At 67.8% G+C, this 17,709-nt stretch carries 15 protein-coding genes; 8 read left to right on the top strand and 7 right to left on the bottom strand.

Annotation, left to right across the window (positions count from 1 at the left end; all coding sequences use genetic code 11):
- The first annotated feature begins 65 nt into the window (after positions 1-65).
- Positions 66-950 carry a bifunctional 2-polyprenyl-6-hydroxyphenol methylase/3-demethylubiquinol 3-O-methyltransferase UbiG gene (locus E6C72_RS31115; protein ID WP_109864961.1) on the top strand — a complete coding sequence of 295 codons (885 nt, stop codon included), beginning with the start codon at positions 66-68 and terminating at the stop codon, positions 948-950.
- The gene (locus E6C72_RS31110; protein WP_109864960.1) at positions 947-1,717 is read left to right on the top strand and encodes a trans-aconitate 2-methyltransferase; all 771 of its coding nucleotides are present in this window, start codon (positions 947-949) and stop codon (positions 1,715-1,717) included. The genes E6C72_RS31115 and E6C72_RS31110 overlap by 4 nt, the downstream gene beginning before the upstream one ends.
- 91 nt (positions 1,718-1,808) lie before the next feature.
- Here E6C72_RS31110 and E6C72_RS31105 read toward each other — a convergent pair whose 3' ends face one another.
- From E6C72_RS31105 to E6C72_RS31085, 5 genes are read right to left on the bottom strand one after another with little or no spacing between them, the layout of a single operon-like run.
- Entirely contained in the window at positions 1,809-3,017 is a 1,209-nt protein-coding gene (locus tag E6C72_RS31105; protein ID WP_109864959.1) for a hypothetical protein, read from the bottom strand.
- Between the two features lie 46 nt (positions 3,018-3,063).
- Complete coding sequence (locus E6C72_RS31100; RefSeq protein WP_109864958.1) at positions 3,064-4,410, bottom strand: DUF6844 domain-containing protein; 1,347 nt, start codon at positions 4,408-4,410, stop codon at positions 3,064-3,066.
- Positions 4,410-5,042, bottom strand: a complete 633-nt coding sequence (gene lpoB, locus E6C72_RS31095; protein WP_199228961.1) for a penicillin-binding protein activator LpoB — start codon at positions 5,040-5,042, stop codon at positions 4,410-4,412. Before lpoB ends, E6C72_RS31100 begins: the two co-directional genes overlap by 1 nt.
- Before the next feature lie 40 nt (positions 5,043-5,082).
- Positions 5,083-5,490 (bottom strand): YcfL family protein, encoded by a 408-nt coding sequence (locus E6C72_RS31090; protein ID WP_109864957.1) that lies wholly within the window; start codon positions 5,488-5,490, stop codon positions 5,083-5,085.
- Positions 5,487-6,812, bottom strand: coding sequence for a hypothetical protein (locus tag E6C72_RS31085; protein ID WP_109864956.1), 1,326 nt, complete (start codon positions 6,810-6,812; stop codon positions 5,487-5,489). Before E6C72_RS31085 ends, E6C72_RS31090 begins: the two co-directional genes overlap by 4 nt.
- Positions 6,813-7,267: 455 nt before the next feature.
- On the opposite strand from E6C72_RS31085, the gene E6C72_RS31080 reads away from it, so the two are divergent.
- Entirely contained in the window at positions 7,268-8,215 is a 948-nt protein-coding gene (locus tag E6C72_RS31080) for a lysylphosphatidylglycerol synthase transmembrane domain-containing protein (protein ID WP_109864955.1), read from the top strand.
- Between the two features lie 98 nt (positions 8,216-8,313).
- Positions 8,314-9,336 carry a glycosyltransferase family 2 protein gene (locus E6C72_RS31075; protein WP_247876108.1) on the top strand — a complete coding sequence of 341 codons (1,023 nt, stop codon included), beginning with the start codon at positions 8,314-8,316 and terminating at the stop codon, positions 9,334-9,336.
- A 68-nt stretch (positions 9,337-9,404) separates the two neighbouring features.
- Here E6C72_RS31075 and E6C72_RS31070 read toward each other — a convergent pair whose 3' ends face one another.
- Both E6C72_RS31070 and asnB read right to left on the bottom strand, forming a co-directional pair.
- Complete coding sequence (locus E6C72_RS31070; RefSeq protein ID WP_109864953.1) at positions 9,405-11,312, bottom strand: hypothetical protein; 1,908 nt, start codon at positions 11,310-11,312, stop codon at positions 9,405-9,407.
- The gene (gene asnB, locus E6C72_RS31065) at positions 11,309-13,246 is read right to left on the bottom strand and encodes an asparagine synthase (glutamine-hydrolyzing) (protein ID WP_109864952.1); all 1,938 of its coding nucleotides are present in this window, start codon (positions 13,244-13,246) and stop codon (positions 11,309-11,311) included. Before asnB ends, E6C72_RS31070 begins: the two co-directional genes overlap by 4 nt.
- A 220-nt stretch (positions 13,247-13,466) precedes the next feature.
- On the opposite strand from asnB, the gene E6C72_RS31060 reads away from it, so the two are divergent.
- The 4 genes from E6C72_RS31060 (at position 13,467) to rfbH (ending at position 17,707) form a co-directional block, all read left to right on the top strand.
- Complete coding sequence (locus tag E6C72_RS31060; protein WP_109864951.1) at positions 13,467-14,276, top strand: FkbM family methyltransferase; 810 nt, start codon at positions 13,467-13,469, stop codon at positions 14,274-14,276.
- Positions 14,277-14,400: 124 nt separating this feature from the next.
- The gene (gene rfbF, locus E6C72_RS31055) at positions 14,401-15,171 is read left to right on the top strand and encodes a glucose-1-phosphate cytidylyltransferase (RefSeq protein ID WP_109864950.1); all 771 of its coding nucleotides are present in this window, start codon (positions 14,401-14,403) and stop codon (positions 15,169-15,171) included.
- Between the two features lie 18 nt (positions 15,172-15,189).
- Positions 15,190-16,287 (top strand): CDP-glucose 4,6-dehydratase, encoded by a 1,098-nt coding sequence (rfbG, locus tag E6C72_RS31050; protein ID WP_109864949.1) that lies wholly within the window; start codon positions 15,190-15,192, stop codon positions 16,285-16,287.
- Between the two features lie 49 nt (positions 16,288-16,336).
- Positions 16,337-17,707 carry a lipopolysaccharide biosynthesis protein RfbH gene (gene rfbH / locus E6C72_RS31045; protein WP_109864948.1) on the top strand — a complete coding sequence of 457 codons (1,371 nt, stop codon included), beginning with the start codon at positions 16,337-16,339 and terminating at the stop codon, positions 17,705-17,707.
- Positions 17,708-17,709: the final 2 nt, after the last annotated feature.

The following is a 17,709-nucleotide window of genomic DNA, read 5'->3' as shown; positions in this document are numbered from 1 at the left end:
AACCTCCCGGCTTTAGCCGTGTGGCAGTTCAGGTTCTGTTGACATCCGGTGGCTTTCGGGAGCGTATGGCGGCGCGGCAGAGCGGATCGGACAGCAAGGGATCGGACAGCGTGGCGGAACCGGTGAAGACGGCGGAAGGCGGGGGCGGAGCTCCTGCCGGGACACCCGCCCTGGCCTTCGATTTCGGCGAGAACTGGGACCATTACTCGCGCACCGTGCTGGACGAGCCGCGGCTGGTGGCGGCCATCGACAGCCTGAAGGGGCTGGTCGGGACCGACCGGCTCAAGGACGCCAGCTTCTGCGACGTCGGCTCCGGCTCCGGCCTGTTCACCATCGCCGCCGGCAAGCTGGGCGTCTCCCGCGCGCTGGGCTTCGACGTCAACCCGACCGGAGTCGAGGTCGCCCGCCGCAACCTGGGCCGCTTCGCGCCCGAGTTGGCCGAGCGCATCGAGTTCCGCCGCGGCTCCGCGCTCGACAGCGGCTTCGTCGGCTCGCTCGGCCGCTTCGACGTGGTCTATGCCTGGGGCTCGCTGCACCACACCGGTTCGATGTGGCCGGCGATCGAGACGGTGGCGCCGCTGGTGGCGCCGGGCGGCACCTTCGTGCTGGCGCTCTACAACCGCCACTGGACCTCGCCGATCTGGACCCTGATCAAGATCGTCTACAATCTGTCGCCGGGCTTCCTTCGGAAGGTCTGGGACTGGACCCTGGGCTCGCTGATGTTCCTGGCGACCTGGGCGATCACCGGGTCCAACCCGCTGCGCAAGGAGCGCGGCATGGAGTTCTGGGTGGACGTGACCGACTGGCTCGGCGGCTACCCCTACGAATATGCCAGTGCCGATGAGGTGCGGGCGCGGATGGACGCGCTCGGCTTCGACATGCTGGAGGTCCGTCCGCCGCGCGTGCCGACGGGCTGCAACGAATTCATCCTGCGCCGGAGGCCTGCATGAGCGACGACGCATTCAAGTCCGCCACCCCTCCCCTCGCTGCCGCTGCGGCCGATCACCCGGGTGGCGTCGATTACGACGACAGCTGGGAGCGGCGCTGGAACGACATGCGCAAATACGGCCCGACCGGCCGGCATCTGCGCCGCATCGTCACCGAGATGGTGCGCCCGCTGAACTACGACAGCTTGGCTGACGTCGGCTGCGGCCAGGGCTCGCTGCTCGCCACGCTGATGCCGCTGAAGCCGCAGGCCAGCTACACCGGCCTCGACTTCGCCGCCAAGGCGATTGACGTCGCCCGCCGCCGCGCGCCGAACGCCGAGTTCGGCCTGCTCGACGTCGCCGCCGGCCATCTCGACCGCCGTTTCGATCTGGTGGTCTGCACCGACGTGGTCGAGCATATCGAGGACGATGTCGCCGCCCTGCGCAACCTCGCCGCCATGACCGGCCGCTATCTGCTGGTTTCCACCCTGCAGGGGCGGATGCGCGATTTCGAGCGCACGGTCGGCCACCACCGCAACTATGCCCGCGGTGAGCTGCAGGCCAAGATCAAGTCGGTCGGGCTGGAGATCGAGCGGGTGGTGGAATGGGGCTTCCCCTTCTTCTCGCCGCTCTACCGCAACGTCCTCGGCGCCGCCAGCGGCCAGGGCACGGAAGGCGATTACGGCCCCGGCCGGCGCTTCCTTGCCGAGGCGCTGTACCACCTGTTCCGCCTGAACTCCTGGTCGCACGGCGACTACATCTACGTGCTGGCGCGCCGTCCGGGGTCGTAACGCCTGGATATCCGCCAATGAAAAAGCCGTGGCCCCGACCATCCGGTCGAGGCCACGGCTGCTAGAGGGTCGCCGTTCGGCGATTGCCGGCTCAGGGGTCGCCCGGCAGCTTCACCACCGGCGGCGGTCCTTTCTTGACGGAGGCCTTCTGCTTCTGTGGCTGATCGCCGGGCGCGGACCGCAGGACGACCTCCGCATCGGCACCGGGAAGCTGGCCGGACACCACCCGCGCGTAGGACACCTTGCTGTCGACCCGGTCGATCTCGACGACCGCCACCTCGCGTTCCGTCTGCCCCAACGGTTCCTTGGTGTAGGGATCGAACAGCTGCTTGCCGAGCAGCATCGCGCGGAAACGCTCGCCGCGATGCAGCGTATTGCCGCCCTGGTTGATGATCAGGGCGTTGGGATCGCTCAGGTCGATCAGGCGCATCGGGTAAATGGCCTGGGTGATTTCGTCGCCGATGCGGGCCGCCGCACGGTCGACGAGCGAGCCCAACGCGTCGCCGCCGGCATTGAGACGGACGGTGCCGGTCCATTTCACTTGGCGTGTGGCGATTTCCAGGACCTGCCAGTCAATGGAGATCAGGGACGAGGCGGAAATGATGCGTTCGCCGGTCAGTTCGACCTCACGGTCGCTGCGCGCGACGCCCGCCTGGTTGACGGTGCCGACCACGACATAGTCGGCACCGATCACCTGCCCCGCGCGCACACGTTCGGTAACCGGCGACTGGGTCTCGATCGTCGCCATTTCCTGCGCGTAGACGGTCGTGTTGGCCCGGTCGAGCACGGCGAACCGCCTGGCCTGGGTGAGGTAGGAGATCACGCGGTCGCGCAGCATCTCGCGCAGCCGGCCCTGGCTGACGGCGCCGCCGAAGGTCGCCACGGCGATCCGCCGCCGGCTGTCGTTGCCAAGCCCCTTCGCCTCGAATTTTTCGACCGCGACGGCAAGAGTCAGCACGACGTGGCCGGGCTCGTTCGCCTCCGTCTCGATCACGCGATAGGAGCGGACGATGCCGTTCGCCGTACGGCGGATCGCCGATTGCGACGCCTCGGCGATGGCGACGCTCTGGCTGTCCGTCCCGTTCACCGTGACGGCGGCGGAGGCCATGGCGCTGTTCATCACCTCGTCGATCGCGACGGCGACGCCGGTGGCCTGCTGGATCGCTTCGGACAGCCCGCGGGCGATCGCCTCGCTCCGGCTGCCGCCGATGCCGACCACGGTCACCTCCACCGGTTCGGCGAAAGCGGGCGGCGCGACGAGGAGGAAGCCGAGCGCCGCCAGCAGATGCAGAACCGGCATCCTTCGGAAAGACACTCCTTTCGGTCTTGCGGACATGGGGGCCTCCTCAGAAGTCGTCGGCGTTCATGAGCTTGCGGCCCTGGGTTTCACCCGACGCCCCGCCGGGAACGGAGGAGGAGGCCGCCGCCGGCTTCGGGGCCACGCGGTTGCGCATCGCCTGCTCCCCGGCAGCCGACCACATCCTCACCACCCCGACGATGGTCTGGTCGGGTGCGGCGGGATGCTGCCCGGTCCAGACCTTCAGCGTGCGCAGCCCGGTCAGGTTGACGTTGGCCGTACGCTTGATCGCTTTGTGCATCTCGTCGATCAGACGCTTGGTGTCCTCGACGGAGGAACTGTCGGGCAGGCTCACGGCGATGCGGTCGATCTCCTGACCGGTCGTCGAGTTGCGGTCATAGCTGATGCTGCCCTTCAGGAAGTCGGCGAGCTGACCGTCGGCGATCGCTTCCGCCTGATGGGCGGCGGCATCGCGGTAGTTGGCGGCCATTGCCGGGTCGGTTCCGCGGTAAGCCGACGCCCACTGCGCGAAGGACACGACGACCGGCAGTCCCTGGCTGTCGAACATGCGGCGGACGCCGAAATCGCTGATCAGCTTGGTCTTGTCGCCCGTCAGCTTCGACAGGTCCTGGGCACGCGCCGGATTGGCGGGAAACTCGCCACGCAGCCGCAGCACCTGCTGGGCGAAGTCGCGCATCATCGCGGAGGAGACGGCGACCACCCCGATGCGGCCGGCGCCGTTGTTCCACTCCTCGAAGGTCATCACCGGACACAGTCCGACGGTATCGCCGAAGGAATGCTCGATGGTGGAGGTCTTCAGATGGTTCGTGAGCATGGCCGAGCGCTGGGCTTCCGGCATGCTCTCGAACTGCCTGGGGTCGATGCCGAGATTCTGCAGTTCCTTGTCGAGCGTCCCGTTGGCGACGGCCAGCAGCTTGCGCAGCACGTCGGCCACCTGTCCCGGCGTCTTCATGTCGACATAGGGTGGTGGCGTCTCGTTCGCCGACTTGAAGAAGTCGAGCGTGGTCTTCGTCAGGATCTGGGTGTTCTGCTCGGCGACGAACTTGGCCTGGGCGTCCAGCAACGCGCTGGTGTAGGCGTTCTGGCGGAAGCGTATCCAGTCGGGATTCGTCGAAGGCACCTGAACCGGCGCGGTTCCCTGGAGGATGAACAGCTCGTTGCGCGCGGCGCGGGCACCGAAACCGCTTTCCTCGATGAAGGCCTCCATCCGCTCCTCGAGCGTGCCGTCGGGTGGCGGTGCGATGACGGATGCCCGGGCCGCAACCGTGATCTGGTCGCCGGCCTCCGTGGGAATGTCTGCCGGGCCGGCGGCAAAGGCGGTCCGCCAGGCCGCGAACGCGGCCGGCAGAGCCAGGACCATACGGCGGCCGATCATCACCAGGACACCGTGCGGGAGGAGGACAGCTTGGAGATCGGCGTTTCGCCTTCCCAGATGGCGAGGCCGGTGTTGATGTCGGTGAGCGACAGCTGGAAGGCGTAATCGATGCGCTGAGTCCCGTCGCCCAGCCGGTTGTCGTGCTGGATGATCTTTCCGGACAGGCTGAGGTCGGGGGCGATCATCTGTCCTTTGCGGGCGACGTGGGACTGGTTGAACTCGCCCGAGCCGCGGAGCTGGCGCGTCTTCATCGCCATGGGATCTTCCGGCCCCGCCAGCCCGACCGCGGTGGTGACGACCACCTTGCCGGAGTTGAGCAGGTCGACGCGGACCTTCTTGACCAGCAGGTCGGTGTCGATCCGCTGCATGGTGTCGTTTGTCACGCGGGAGACGGCCAGGACATAGCGGCCGCCGCCCGGCTTGGTGAGCGCCGGCGACGACAGCATGGACTGCACGGTGTCGCTGGCCGCGGTCTCGAAGTCCCGCATGTCCAGCCCGGCACCGATGGCGCTGCGGTCGGCGCGTGGATCGATCATCGTCGTTTGGGTGGTGGTCTGGACGCAGGCGGTGAGACCGACAAGCGCGGTGACGGCGAACAGCCGGGCCATGCGGCCGCGGAAGGAGTGGGGCATGCTGTGTCTCATTCTGAAGAAGTCTCTGGCGGAAGAAGTCTCAGGGCGCCGCCGGGTCGAATTCGACCCGGACACGGAAAGCGGCTGCGGTGGCGCGGGGAGCGACACTGTCGACGACGGCATCGCCAAAGCGCGGAACGGTCAGCCGGCGCGGGGCCGAGACCGTGCTGCGGATCGGCCGCCCTTGCGCGTCGGCCCAGTCGGTGGTGGCGACGACGGGAATGTCCATCGGCGTGCGGTTCACCAGACGCACCGTCACGCGCAGCAGGCCGGCTTGCGTCGAAACGGCCGGGGCGTCGGCGGTGATCGGCACGTCGGGCAGGATGAACACGCGCGGATCGGTGGGGGGCGGTGCCGGCGGCGGCGGAACCGGAGCACAGGCAGTGAGCCCCAGCCCCAGTCCGATGGCGATCATCGCCGCTGCGGCCAGCGAGGATGGCATCCTCATAGCGGGAAGACCTGGATGGACGGGCTGGAACCCGGAGCCACTTCCTTGACGTAGACGATGGAGGACTGGTCGGCCGGCACCTCGACGGTTCCGATGGGGGAGCCGGCCTGGGTGCGGAGCGTCAGACGCCCATCCTTCGGCGCATCGAGACGGGCCGCTTCAAAGAGCTTGGGAAGCGATGTCCAGGACCGGGTGTCCGCCGTGGAGATCTGGGACCCCACGATGGCGGCGATCTTCAGGAACTGGTTGTCGGTCTGGTTCGCCGCCGATTGCAGCCCGATCTTCACCATCGCCTCGGCGACCGCGCGGGCCATGACTGCATCCTGGCGGCGCTGGAACTCGCTGGCCATCACGCGGTCGAAGTCGCCGATGGGCGAGGTCTGCGTTTCCGCCTTGCCGGCGGCAATGGACAGATGCCCGTCGGCCTGGGGGTGGAAGTCCATGCGGGGCAGGGCGATGGTGACCGCGCTGACGCCGATGTGACCCTTCTTCTGCAGGACCGGCACCGGGAAGGTGATCCTGTATTCGGCGAAGGTCGGGGCCTGACCGTTCTCGAACACCACCCAGGTCTTGGCGGTGGCTTTCTTACGGTTCTGGGTCAGAAGGGCGAGGTCCTCCTTGATCAACTGGCTCGGCCCGACCATGTCGCGTACCCGGATAAGCTCGGAACGGGCCATTTCCAGATCGCTTGCGCCTTCCGCACTGCTCATCAGATAAAGAGCCCGCAAGTAGCTGGCAGCCGGATTGATGAACGGCCGATAATTCGCGTACTTTCCGAGTTCCTTCTGGAAATCCTTGTAGGAGTTGTCTTCCTGGGCGCGCTGCATCGCTGTGGCAATATCGAAGGAGCCATCGGACTTGTTTTTTATTTCGTCGTCCAGCTTTTGCTTCTTTTTGGCGAATTCCTCTTCTGCGCGGGACTGCCGGTCGCCTACGCGGTTGAACTCGACACGGGCGCTTGCCTTGTCTCCGGCTCCCAGGAAGGCCAACCCTTTGTAGACGTTGACCATGATGCCGTCATAGGTGGCGTACTCGTACTGGGTGTTGCCGAAGTTGCTGAGATCCTGCTCCTTCATCAGGGTTTCCGCGCCGTCGAGAACCTTCACGGCTTGCGCCGGTTGTCCGGCATAGACGAGTGTCGAACCGGCGTTCAGCGACCAGGCAAGGTTCTTCGATTTCCCGTCAGGTTCGATCGCGCCTGATGCCAGGGCCACCTTGGCGGCGGAGGAGTAATCTCCCTGGGCAAGAGTGGTGTTGAAGGTCATTGCGTCCTGGCGCGAGACCCCACCGGCGCAGCCGGCAAGCAGCAGCAGGCCGAACATGCCGGCAACCACCCGGAGGCGGCGCCCCGTTTTGCCACCCCATGGTTGAGCAACGTTAACGATATCGAGAAAAGCCAATGCAACCCCCATAAACCCACATAAAAATTGTATAGAAATTAGGTCATATATAATTATTTCAGGTCAATCTTTGCGGGTAACGTTTGCGCGGTATCCACACTGAATTGATAGGGATGCGACCCAATATCGCAGTTGGATTTGTGATGGGTCTGTAACTTTAAATTGTCGAAATTGACGATATCAAAGAAATAGGTGGTGGCAATGGGGTTCCGGTTCTGATTGGGGCGTCCGTTGGATATGACTTGCGCGTCTGTGGGGTGAGGCTCTGCTCTTCGTTGAGTTATCCTGTGGACTCGGATAAGGCCCACATGCATCTCTGACCGAGCGGTTTGACGGAACCGCATTGCTTTAATGACTTCATGAAAAGGCATCTTTAAATGAGTTCCCGCCTGAAAGCCCTGGTCAGCGCACTGCTGGTTGTCCTGCTGCTGTGGCGGGTCGATGTGGCGGAGGTTGGGCGGGTGCTGGCGGTGGTCTCGCCGGGGCTGATGGGGCTCGCCGGGCTGCTGTTCTTCCTGATGCATGTGCTGAACGCGCTGAAGTTGCGGGTGCTGCTGCCGGAACTGCGGGCAGGACGGCTGCTCGCCTACACGCTGGTGGCGCAGCTCTATGCGCTGGTGCTGCCCGGCCAGTTGGCGGGGGAGGCGGTGAAGGCCTACCGGCTCAGCCGGGACGAAGGGCAGGGCCAGGAGGGTGGCGGCCGCATCGTCTCGGCGGTTGCCTTCGACAAGGTGACGGGGATCGTCGGGTTGCTTCTGCTGACCGGCGGCGGGCTGGCGGTGCAGTCGGCCCGCTTCGGCGGCGGGCTGCTGGCGGCGGTCGGGCTGGTGCTGACCGGGCTGGTCGTGGCGACCGTGCTGATGGCCTGGGCGCCGGCGCGCGCCCTGCTGCTGGCCCTGCTGGGCTGGCGCGCCGGGCCGAAGCGCGAGGCCCTGCTGCTCGGCCCCCTGCGCCGCTTCCTGGAGGCTTGGCGCGACCAGACGCGCCGGCCGGGGCGGGCCTTGCTGTCGGTCGTCGTCGGGATCGCGGTGCAGGTGGCGGCGGTTGCCGGCAGCCAGTCCCTGGGGCTGGCGGTCGGCATCGATCAGCCCTTTTCGGTGTGGAGTGCCGTGATCGGACTGATGTCGGTGATCGTGCTGATGCCGGTCACCGTCGCCGGCATCGGCCTGCGCGAGGCGTCGCTGGTCGGCCTGCTCGATCTGGTCGGCGTGCCGCATGCCCAGTCGCTGGCGTTGGGCTTCGGCATCCTCGCCTTCCAGGTGATGGTGGCCCTGCTGGGCGCCGTCATCGACCTGACGATTCTGCGCGAACGCCGCACCGCCTGATTCACCGCCCAATTAGCCGTTGCGCTTGCCGGATCCAGCGGCCATACCATGGCCCGGCATCGCACCCACAGATGACCAGCAGCCTCCGGACCCGTTCGATGACCCTCCTGCTTACCCCCGGATCCGCCAGCATGGACGCCGGCACGGTTTCCGTCTCGGTCCTGATCCCGGTCTATAACGAGGAGGACAACATCGCCCCCCTGTGCGGCCGGCTGATCCCGGCGCTCGACGGGCTGGGCCGGAGCTTCGAGGTCATCTTCGTCAATGACGGCTCCACCGACGGGACGGAGGCGGAGTTGCAGCGGGTGGCGTCCGACCGCCGCATCCGCGTCATCAATTTCCGCCGCAACGTCGGCCAGACCGCGGCGATGATGGCCGGCATCGACCATGCCCGCGGCGACGTCATCGTGCCGATGGACGGCGACCTCCAGAACGACCCGCAGGACATCGCCGGCCTGCTCGCCAAGCTGGACGAGGGGTACGACGTGGTGTCGGGCTGGCGCGCCGACCGGCAGGACGGCTTCCTGCTGCGCACGCTGCCCAGCCGGATGGCCAACAAGCTGATCTCCACCATCTCCGGAGTGAAGCTGAACGACTATGGCTGCACGCTGAAGGCCTACCGGCGCCAGATGCTCCAGGGCTACCGGCTCTATGGCGAGATGCACCGCTTCGTGCCGATCTACGCCCGCTGGCAGGGGGCCAAGCTGACCGAGATGCCGGTGCGCCATCACCCGCGCCGCCACGGCCAGTCGAAATACGGGCTGGAGCGGGTGCTGAAGGTCGTGCTCGACCTCGTCGTCGTGAAGTTCCTGACCCAGTACGAGACCAAGCCGATCTACATCTTCGGCTTCGCCGGCCTGATGTTCATGGGGCTGTCGGTGCTGGCCGGCATCTATGCCATCTACCTGAAACTGGTCGACGGCATCTCCTTCATCCTGACGCCGCTGCCGCTCCTGGTGACGATGGGGCTGGTCACCGGGGTGATGTGCATCCTGATGGGCCTGCTGGCCGAGCTGCTGGTCCGCATCTATTTCGAGAGCCAGGGCAAGAGCCACTATTCGATCAAGACCATGTTGAACTTCGACGAACCGCCGCCGCCGGACCGCAGCCTCCGCGACTAAGGGCGCCTACGGAAAAGACAGGCCAGGGAAAAGGCCCCGTACCGTTCCCGGTGCGGGGCCTTTCTGTATCAGGGTGTCGCCGCCACCCCGCCGGGCGGCGTCAGTTCCTTCAGTCCGCCGTCATGGCCCAGAACGAACAGCCGCACCCGCTGGCCGGCCAGCTCGGGCGGAACCGCCAGGCTGAAGCCGCTGTCGGTCATCCGCCCATCCTTCAGCACGGCGGCGACGTCGGGCCGCGCACCGCCGGTCGGGGCGGTCGCGACGATGCGGTCGCCCACCCCCAGCAGGACGAAGGAAGCGGGCGCCGGCACCGCCGCGTCGACCGCCCAGCCGAGTGCCGCCAGCGAACCGGAGGGAAGCTGCGTGAAGCGGTCGAGCGAGCCGAGCAGTCCGCTGTCGCGCGGCGATGCTTCCAGCCGCAGCCGTGCCGACGCCTCATCCAGCTTGCCCGCTTGCAGCAGCGTCGCCAGCGTCCCCCGCTCCGGCCGGCTCGCGGCGTCGGCCAGGATCGTCTGCACGAAGTCGGCCTTCAGCTCGTAGGCGGCCTGGAGGAAGGGCGCGATGTTGCGTGGCGAGGCGGAGGGACAGACCAGAGGCTGGCTCCAATCCATCCCAACAGGCGTGCGGATGGCGTGCAGATAGGTGGCGACGCAGCGTTCCGCCGCCGCGTCGCGCTCCGCCACCATGCGGTTGAGGCCGGCGACGCTCCAGTGCCGCCAGAAGGCGTCCGTCCCGGCGCCATGGCCGACGGCGAGCGCCGCCGCCAGCACCACACCGGCAAACGTCCCCACTCCGGCCCCCACCCCCGTCCGGCGGCCGAGCAGCAGCGTCCAGCCGGCCACCGCGGCGGGGAAGGCCAGCAGCACCGGATAGGCGTAGCGCGGGATGGTGCCGCAGCGCATGGCGTTGGCGATGCCCTCGCCGCACAGCCCGGCCCGGCCCAGCGCGGTGGTCATGGTGACGATCACCGCCCCGGCGATCAGCCCGGCAATGGCGAGGGCGGCGTTGCGGTTCTCCCGCCCGATGCGGCCCAGCAGCAGGCCCGCCGCCGGGATCAGGCAGAGCGCCAGGGCCGCCGCTCCCGCCGCCAGCGACAGCGGTGCCCCCACCGCCTCCACCGGCAGGCCGGCGGCGGTGGCGAAGGCCCCCAGCTGGAAGGCCCAGAAGCCGGCATGCCAGGGCAGCACCAGCGGCTGGCCGGTGTGGTTGGCGTAGGAGCCGTGGAAGGTCATCCACAGCATCGCCACGGTCAGCAGCAGCCCGCCGCCGACCGCCACCAGCGTCCGGCCGTCTTTCAGTTCGCTGGCCCGCTCCCCATCCCGGCGCAGGGCCAGCACCGCCCCGGCCCCGGCCGCCCCAAGGGCATAGCTGGCGCCGAACACCCCGGTGGAGCCGAAGGCCAGCAGGAACAGCGTCGCCAGCAGCAGCCGGCCGCGGGCCAGCGTGTGCAGGAACAGGAACAGGCAGGTGAAGAAGATCGGCTGGGCCAGACCCATGTGCTGGTAATAGAAATACTCGTTGTTCAGCGTGCCGGTCAGGAACAGCCCGGCCGCCACGACCGGCACCCCATCCCAGGCCGAGCGCACGCAATCGCGCAGCAGCACCAGGGCGTAAGAGGCGAGCATGGCGGCGAAGGCCAGCCAGCCGAGAAGCCGGAAGGCGAGGAAATCGACGCCGACGGCCTGCCACAGCCCGTGTGTCAGCAGCTTGAAGAAGGGCGCGACATGGTCGCTGTCCTTGGCGAAGATCGAGTGGACGGTCAGCGGCTGCTGCACGCCCTGGGCGGTGCCGAAGAAATAGCCCCAGTCGTCCCAATAGGGCAGGCCGGTGCTGGCATGCATGTTCATGCCGAACTGATAGGCGACGATCAGCGTCCCCAGCCCCAGCAGCAGCCCGACCAGGATGCGGGCAATGGCATGCCCGCCCGCTCCCCCGCGTGTCTGGGGACGCGGGCGATCCAGACTGTCTAAGCTCATGCTGCGTTTTCCATCGGTGCCGGGGTCGGTGCCGGAGTCTGGGCCGGGCGGTCCAGCGCGGTGGCGAGCGCGGTCCAGGCCCACAGCAGGCCGCGGTGATCGGCCTGTCCGCTGCGGTGCTCGTCCCAGCGCGCAGCCAGCCACTTGCCGTCCACCCCGATGCGCGCCGCGGTGTCAAGCGGCGGCTGGGGCAGGTGGCGCAGCCAGCGGCTCAAGGGGATGCCGAAGCCCTTCTTGGGCCGCGACAGGATCGCCGGCGGCAGCAGCGGCGCCATCGCCTTCTTGAGGATCCATTTGCGGGTGCCGCCGCGAAGCCCATTCGGCTGAAGCTTCACCCCGGCCGGCAGTCGGCTGACGAAGGCGACAAGGTCGCGGTCGAGGAAGGGCGAGCGCGTCTCCAGCGAGCAGAACATGCTGGCGCGGTCGGCCTTGATGAGAAGGTTCTCGCCCAGATAGAAGCGGCCGTAGAACTCGATGGAGCGGTCGACGTCGTGCCGGCTGGCGCCGGAGCGCCACAGCGCGTCGGCCTCGTCATACAGCTCGTCGGCGCTCAGCTCGACGCCGAACAGCCGCGACACCTCCTCCACCGAGGCCGGACCCAGCCAGGCCGGCATCCAGTGCGCCGGCCGGTGACCCAGCCCGCGCAGCGCCCGGCGCAGCTTGAAGTCGAAGCTCATGTTGCGATCCGAGCGCGGCAGCCGGTGGGCCACCGCCTCGGCCAGCCGGTGCAGCGGGCGGGGGACGGTATGGTGGTAGAGCCGCGCCGTCCTGAGCGCGTCGAAGGTGTCGTACCCCGCGAACAGCTCGTCGCCGCCATCGCCGGTCAGCGCCACCGTCACCCGTTCGCGGGCGAAGCGCGACAGCAGATGCGTCGGCAGGATGGAGGGATCGGCGATGGGGTCGTCCAGCCGGCCCAGCAGCTCCGGCAGCATCCCCGCCGCGGTGTCGAGGTTCAGCGTGCGGCAGGCATGGTCGGTGCCGTAATGGCGCGCGGCATCGGCGGCATAGCCGCTCTCGTCGAAGCTCGGCTCGTCGAAGCCGATGGTGAAGGTCTTCATCGACGCCGGGTCGCGGTGCCGGGCCGCGAGCGCCACGATGGCGGCGCTGTCGATGCCGCCGGACAGGAAGAAGCCGACCGGCACGTCGCTCAGCATGCGGCGTTCCACCGCACGGTCCAGCAGCTCGCGCAGCTCCTCCGCCCACTGGTCGGGACCGCCCGGCGGCTGGTCGTCCACCACCATCCGGTATTCCCAGTAGCGGCTGACCGACAGCCGGCGGCTGCTCAGGTCGTAGACCATGCTGCAGCCGCCCGGCAGCTTGCGCACCGCGGCATGGGCGGTCAGCGGCGCCGGGATGAAGCCGTAGGCGAAATATTTGACCAGCGCGGTGCGGTCCAGCGTGTCCGGCACCGACGGGTGCGACAGCACGGCGGTGGCCTCCGACGCGAAGACCAGCCCGTCCGGCGTCTCGGCGTAGAACAGCGGCTTCTTGCCGAAACGGTCGCGGCCGAACACCAGCCGGCCGCCACGGCGGTCGTAGAGGCAGAAGGCGAACATGCCGTTCAGCCGCTCCAGCATGTCCAGGCCCCATTCCCGGTAGCCGTGCAGTAGCACCTCGGTGTCGGAATGGTCGGTGACGAACCGGTGGCCGGCCTGCTCCAGCGCGCGGCGCAACTCTGGCGCGTTGTAGATCTCGCCATTGTAGACGATGACCAGATCGCCCTCCGCCGTCGCCATCGGCTGGTGGCCGCCCTCGATGTCGATGATGGCGAGGCGGCGGAAGCCCAGATGGACGGCCAAGGCGCCGCTGGTGTCGACCCCGGCCTTGTCGGCATAGACGCCGTCGTCGTCGGGACCGCGGTGACGGATGATGCTGGTCATGACGGCGAGGTCGCGCTCGCCGCCGGGTCCGGCGAAGCCGGCGAAACCGCACATGGGGCTGCTCTCCCGAAGGGACTGCCGAAGGTGGCGACGGAGGCTAGGTGTAGCGTCTCGTCCTGCCGGGTGCCATGGCGAAATGCCGGGAATGCGATGATGCGCCACCAGGGCGGAAAGTCGCGCGGGTGGAAAGTCGTGGCTTCCGGTTCCGGCTTTGGATTACAGCAATTGGCATGGGGCCGTGGGGCCAGGGTCGGGCAGGACGGAGACGGGGCGGATGATCGGCGGGCCGGTGGATCTGGAAGGCGGCTTCAACCGCATGCGGCCCTGTCGCCATGGGCTGATGGTCTACAACCGCAACGACCGCTATGTCGGCCGCTCCCTCGACCTCTATGGCGAATATGCCGAACATGAGGTGGCGGTGTTCCGTTCGATCCTGCGTTCCGGCGACGTGGCGGTGGAGGTCGGGGCCAACATCGGCGCCCAGACCCTGCCGCTGGCCCGCATGGTCGGGCCGTCGGGCTCCGTCGTCGCCTTTGAACCGCAGGAGATGCTGTTCAACCTGCTGTCCGCCAATCTGGCGCTGAACGGCATCACCAATGTGCGGGCCCGGCGCATGGCGGTGGGGAGCGAGGCCGGCAGCATCCGGGTGCCGGCGCTCGACCCCAGCCGCTCCAACAATTTCGGCGCCCTCGGCCTTGGAGGCTGGGACCATGGCGAACTGGTTCCGCTGGTGACGCTGGACAGCCTCGACCTGCCGTCCTGCCGCCTGCTGAAGGCCGATGTGGAGGGCATGGAGGCGGCGGTGCTGCGCGGGGCGTGCCAGCTGATCGCGCAGCACCGGCCGGTGCTGTATGTGGAGAACGACCGGCGCGACCTCTCGCCCGCCCTGATCGGGCTGATCCGGTCGATGGGCTACCGGGTGTGGTGGCACACGGCCCGCCTGTTCGACCCCGGCAATTTCGCCGGCAACCCAAACGACGTCTTCGACGGGATCGGTGCCGTCAACCTCGTCGCCCTGCCGCCGGGCAGCGACATCCACATCCCCGATCCCGAGATCACCGACGATCGGGACTGGTGGCGGTGAGGCAACTCTCCGCCGTGACCTTTGGAGTCGACGGAGGCTCCCGAGCGCCTGTGCTTGACCGTTTTTTCATAAATTGATTAATAGTCTGCCCTGGTCCACTCCTGAATTGGAAGAGCTGCGGGAAATGAAAGCTGTAATACTTGCCGGCGGCCTTGGAACGCGGCTCTCCGAGGAAACGGACCTGCGGCCCAAGCCGATGGTGGAGATCGGCGGCAAGCCGATCCTCTGGCACATCATGAAGATCTATTCTTCGCATGGCATCAATGACTTCGTCATTTGCCTGGGCTACAAGGGCTATGCGATCAAGGAATATTTCTCCAGCTACTCTCTTCACAATTCGGATGTGACCATCGACTTGCGGACCAACACGGTCGAGGTCCATCGCCGCCTTGCCGAACCCTGGCGGATCACCCTGGTCGAGACCGGCGAGTCCACCCTGACCGGCGGGCGCATCAAGCGCGTGCTGCCCTATCTGGAGGGGGAGGAGGCTTTCTGCCTCACCTACGGCGACGGCGTCGGCAACGTGGACATCTCCGCTTCGGTCGCCTTCCACAAGGCGCATGGCCGCGCCGCCACCATGACCGTGGTGCATCCGCCCGGCCGCTACGGCGTGGTCGAGCTGGAGGGCGACCGCATCTCCGCCTTCCAGGAAAAGCTGCCGGGCGACGGCGCCCGCATCAATGGCGGCTTCTTCGTTCTGTCGCCGACGGTCGGCCGCTACATCGACGGCGACGACACCATGTGGGAGCAGGAGCCGCTGCGCGGCCTGGTCGAGGACGGCCAGCTGCACGCCTGGAAGCATGACGGCTTCTGGCAGTGCATGGACACCATCCGCGACAAGCGCCTGCTGGAGGATTTGTGGGCCGCCGGCAACCCGCCCTGGAAAAGCTGGTAAGAGTTGGTGAGTGCCCCGATGTCCACCCCTCCGCTTTCCACCAATGCGTCGTTCTGGTCCGGCAAGTCGGTCTTCCTGACCGGCCACACCGGCTTCAAGGGAAGCTGGCTCGGCTTCTGGCTCTCCGCCATGGGCGCGCGCGTCACCGGCTACGCGCTGGAGCCGCCGACCACCCCCAGCCTGTTCGAGGCGGCGGGGCTGCGCGACCGGCTGCACCGCAGCGAGATCGCCGACATCCGCGACCGCGACCGGCTGGAGGCGGCGCTGTCCGCCGCCCGTCCCGACATCGTCATCCACATGGCGGCGCAGCCGCTGGTGCTGCGCTCCTACCGCGACCCGGTGGAGACCTACGCCACCAACGTCATGGGTACGGTGCATCTGCTCGATGCGGTGCGCCGGGTCGACAGCGTGCGGGTGGTGGTCAACGTCACCAGCGACAAGTGCTACGAGAACCGCGAGTGGGTGTGGGGCTATCGCGAGAACGAGCCGATGGGCGGCCGCGACCCCTACAGCAACAGCAAAGGCTGTGCCGAGCTGGTGACCGCCGCCTTCCGCCAGTCCTTCTTCCCGCCGGGGGAAAGCCCGGTCGCCCTGGTGTCGGGCCGCGCCGGCAACGTTGTGGGCGGTGGCGACTGGGCGGAGGACCGACTGGTCCCCGACCTGATCCGCGCCTTCCTGGACGGCCGTCCGGCGGTGGTGCGCAACCGCCATTCCACCCGGCCCTGGCAGCATGTGCTGGACCCGCTGCACGGCTATCTGATGCTGGCGGAAGCCGCCTGGACCGAACCGGCGACCCATGCCGAGGGCTGGAACTTCGGCCCGGCCGAGGGCAGCGCCCGCCCGGTCCACTGGGTGGCCGACCGGCTGGCCGCGCTGTGGGGCGACGGCGCCGCCTGGATCGACAACAGCGGCCCGGCCGGCCCGCATGAGAACCGCTTCCTGGCGCTCGACTGCGCCAAGGCGCGGCAGCGGCTGGGCTGGGCGCCGCGCTGGGATCTGGCGGAGACGCTGGCGCGCACCGTCGAGTGGTATCGCGCCTATGGCCGGGGCCAGGACATCCCCGCCCTTATGTCGGCCCAGCTTCTTGCGTATAACGAGGCCCGTCCGGCCGCCTGAGGCGGCCGGCGTCCTTTTTTCGCATCACCGTTTCTTCCGTGAGACCGTCATGACCTCCTCTTCCTCCTCGCCGGCCCCCTCGTCGTCAGCCGGTTCCGCGGATCGCCGGGAAGACCTGCGCCGCCGGATCCTCGATCTGGTGGCCGAATATGCGGAGGTCGCCCATGCCGACCGGCCCTTCGACCCGGAACGCTCGCCGGTTCCGGTCAGCGGCAAGGTCTATGGCGGCGAGGAGATGGCGCTGCTGGTGGACTCCGCCCTCGATTTCTGGCTGACCACCGGCCGTTTCAACGACGCCTTCGAGAAGCGGCTGGCCGAGTTCCTGGGTGCGCGCAACGTGCTGACGGTCAATTCCGGCTCGTCCGCCAACCTGCTGGCGCTGACCGCGCTGACCTCGCCGCTGCTGGGCGACCGCGCGTTGCAGCCGGGCGACGAGATCATCACCTGCGCCACCGGCTTCCCGACCACGGTGAACCCGATCCTGCAGAACGGGATGGTCCCTGTCTTCCTCGACGTCGACATCCCGACCTACAACATGGACATGCGGCTGCTGGAAGAAGCGGTCGGGCCGCGCACCCGCGGCATCATGCTGGCCCATACGCTGGGCAATCCCTTCGACCTCGCCGCCGTCACCCGCGTCGCCGAGAAGCACGGGCTGTGGGTGGTCGAGGACTGCTGCGACGCGCTGGGCGCGCGCTATGACGGCAAGCTGGTCGGCAGCTTCGGCGACATCGGCACCCTCAGCTTCTACCCGGCCCACCACATCACGATGGGCGAGGGCGGAGCGGTCTTCACCAGCAACGCCAAGCTGAAGCGCTCGCTGGAATCCTTCCGCGACTGGGGCCGCGACTGCTGGTGCCAGCCGGGCCAGGACAACACCTGCAAGCAGCGCTTCAACTGGCAGCTCGGCGACCTGCCGCACGGCTACGACCACAAGTACATTTACTCCCATCTCGGCTACAACCTGAAGATCACCGACATGCAGGCCGCGGTCGGGCTGGGCCAGATGGATCGGCTGGACGGCTTCATCGAGGCGCGCAAGGCTAACTTCGCCCGCCTGAAGGCCGGAATGGCCGAACTGGCCGACATGCTGGTCCTGCCGGAGGCGACGCCGAACAGCGACCCGTCCTGGTTCGGCTTCCCGCTGACCGTGGCGGCCGACGCCCCCTTCAGCCGCGATGAGCTGACCCGCGAACTGACCCGCGCCCGCATCGGCACGCGCCAGCTGTTCGGCGGCAACCTGCTGCGCCAGCCCTACATGAAGGGCCGCCCGCACCGCGTCGTCGGCGAACTGACCAACAGCGACATCGTCACCGCCCGCACCCTGTGGATCGGCGTCTATCCGGGCCTGACCGCCGCCCACATCGACTACATGCTGGACGTCATCCGCAGCTTCGTCCGGGCGCGGACGGCCGGCTGAGG

This window comes from Azospirillum sp. TSH100 (assembly GCF_004923295.1).
In the GTDB taxonomy this organism is placed as follows: Bacteria; Pseudomonadota; Alphaproteobacteria; order Azospirillales; family Azospirillaceae; genus Azospirillum.
Note: the sequence above shows the minus strand (reverse complement) of the source record. Positions and strands in the feature narration are given on the sequence as shown.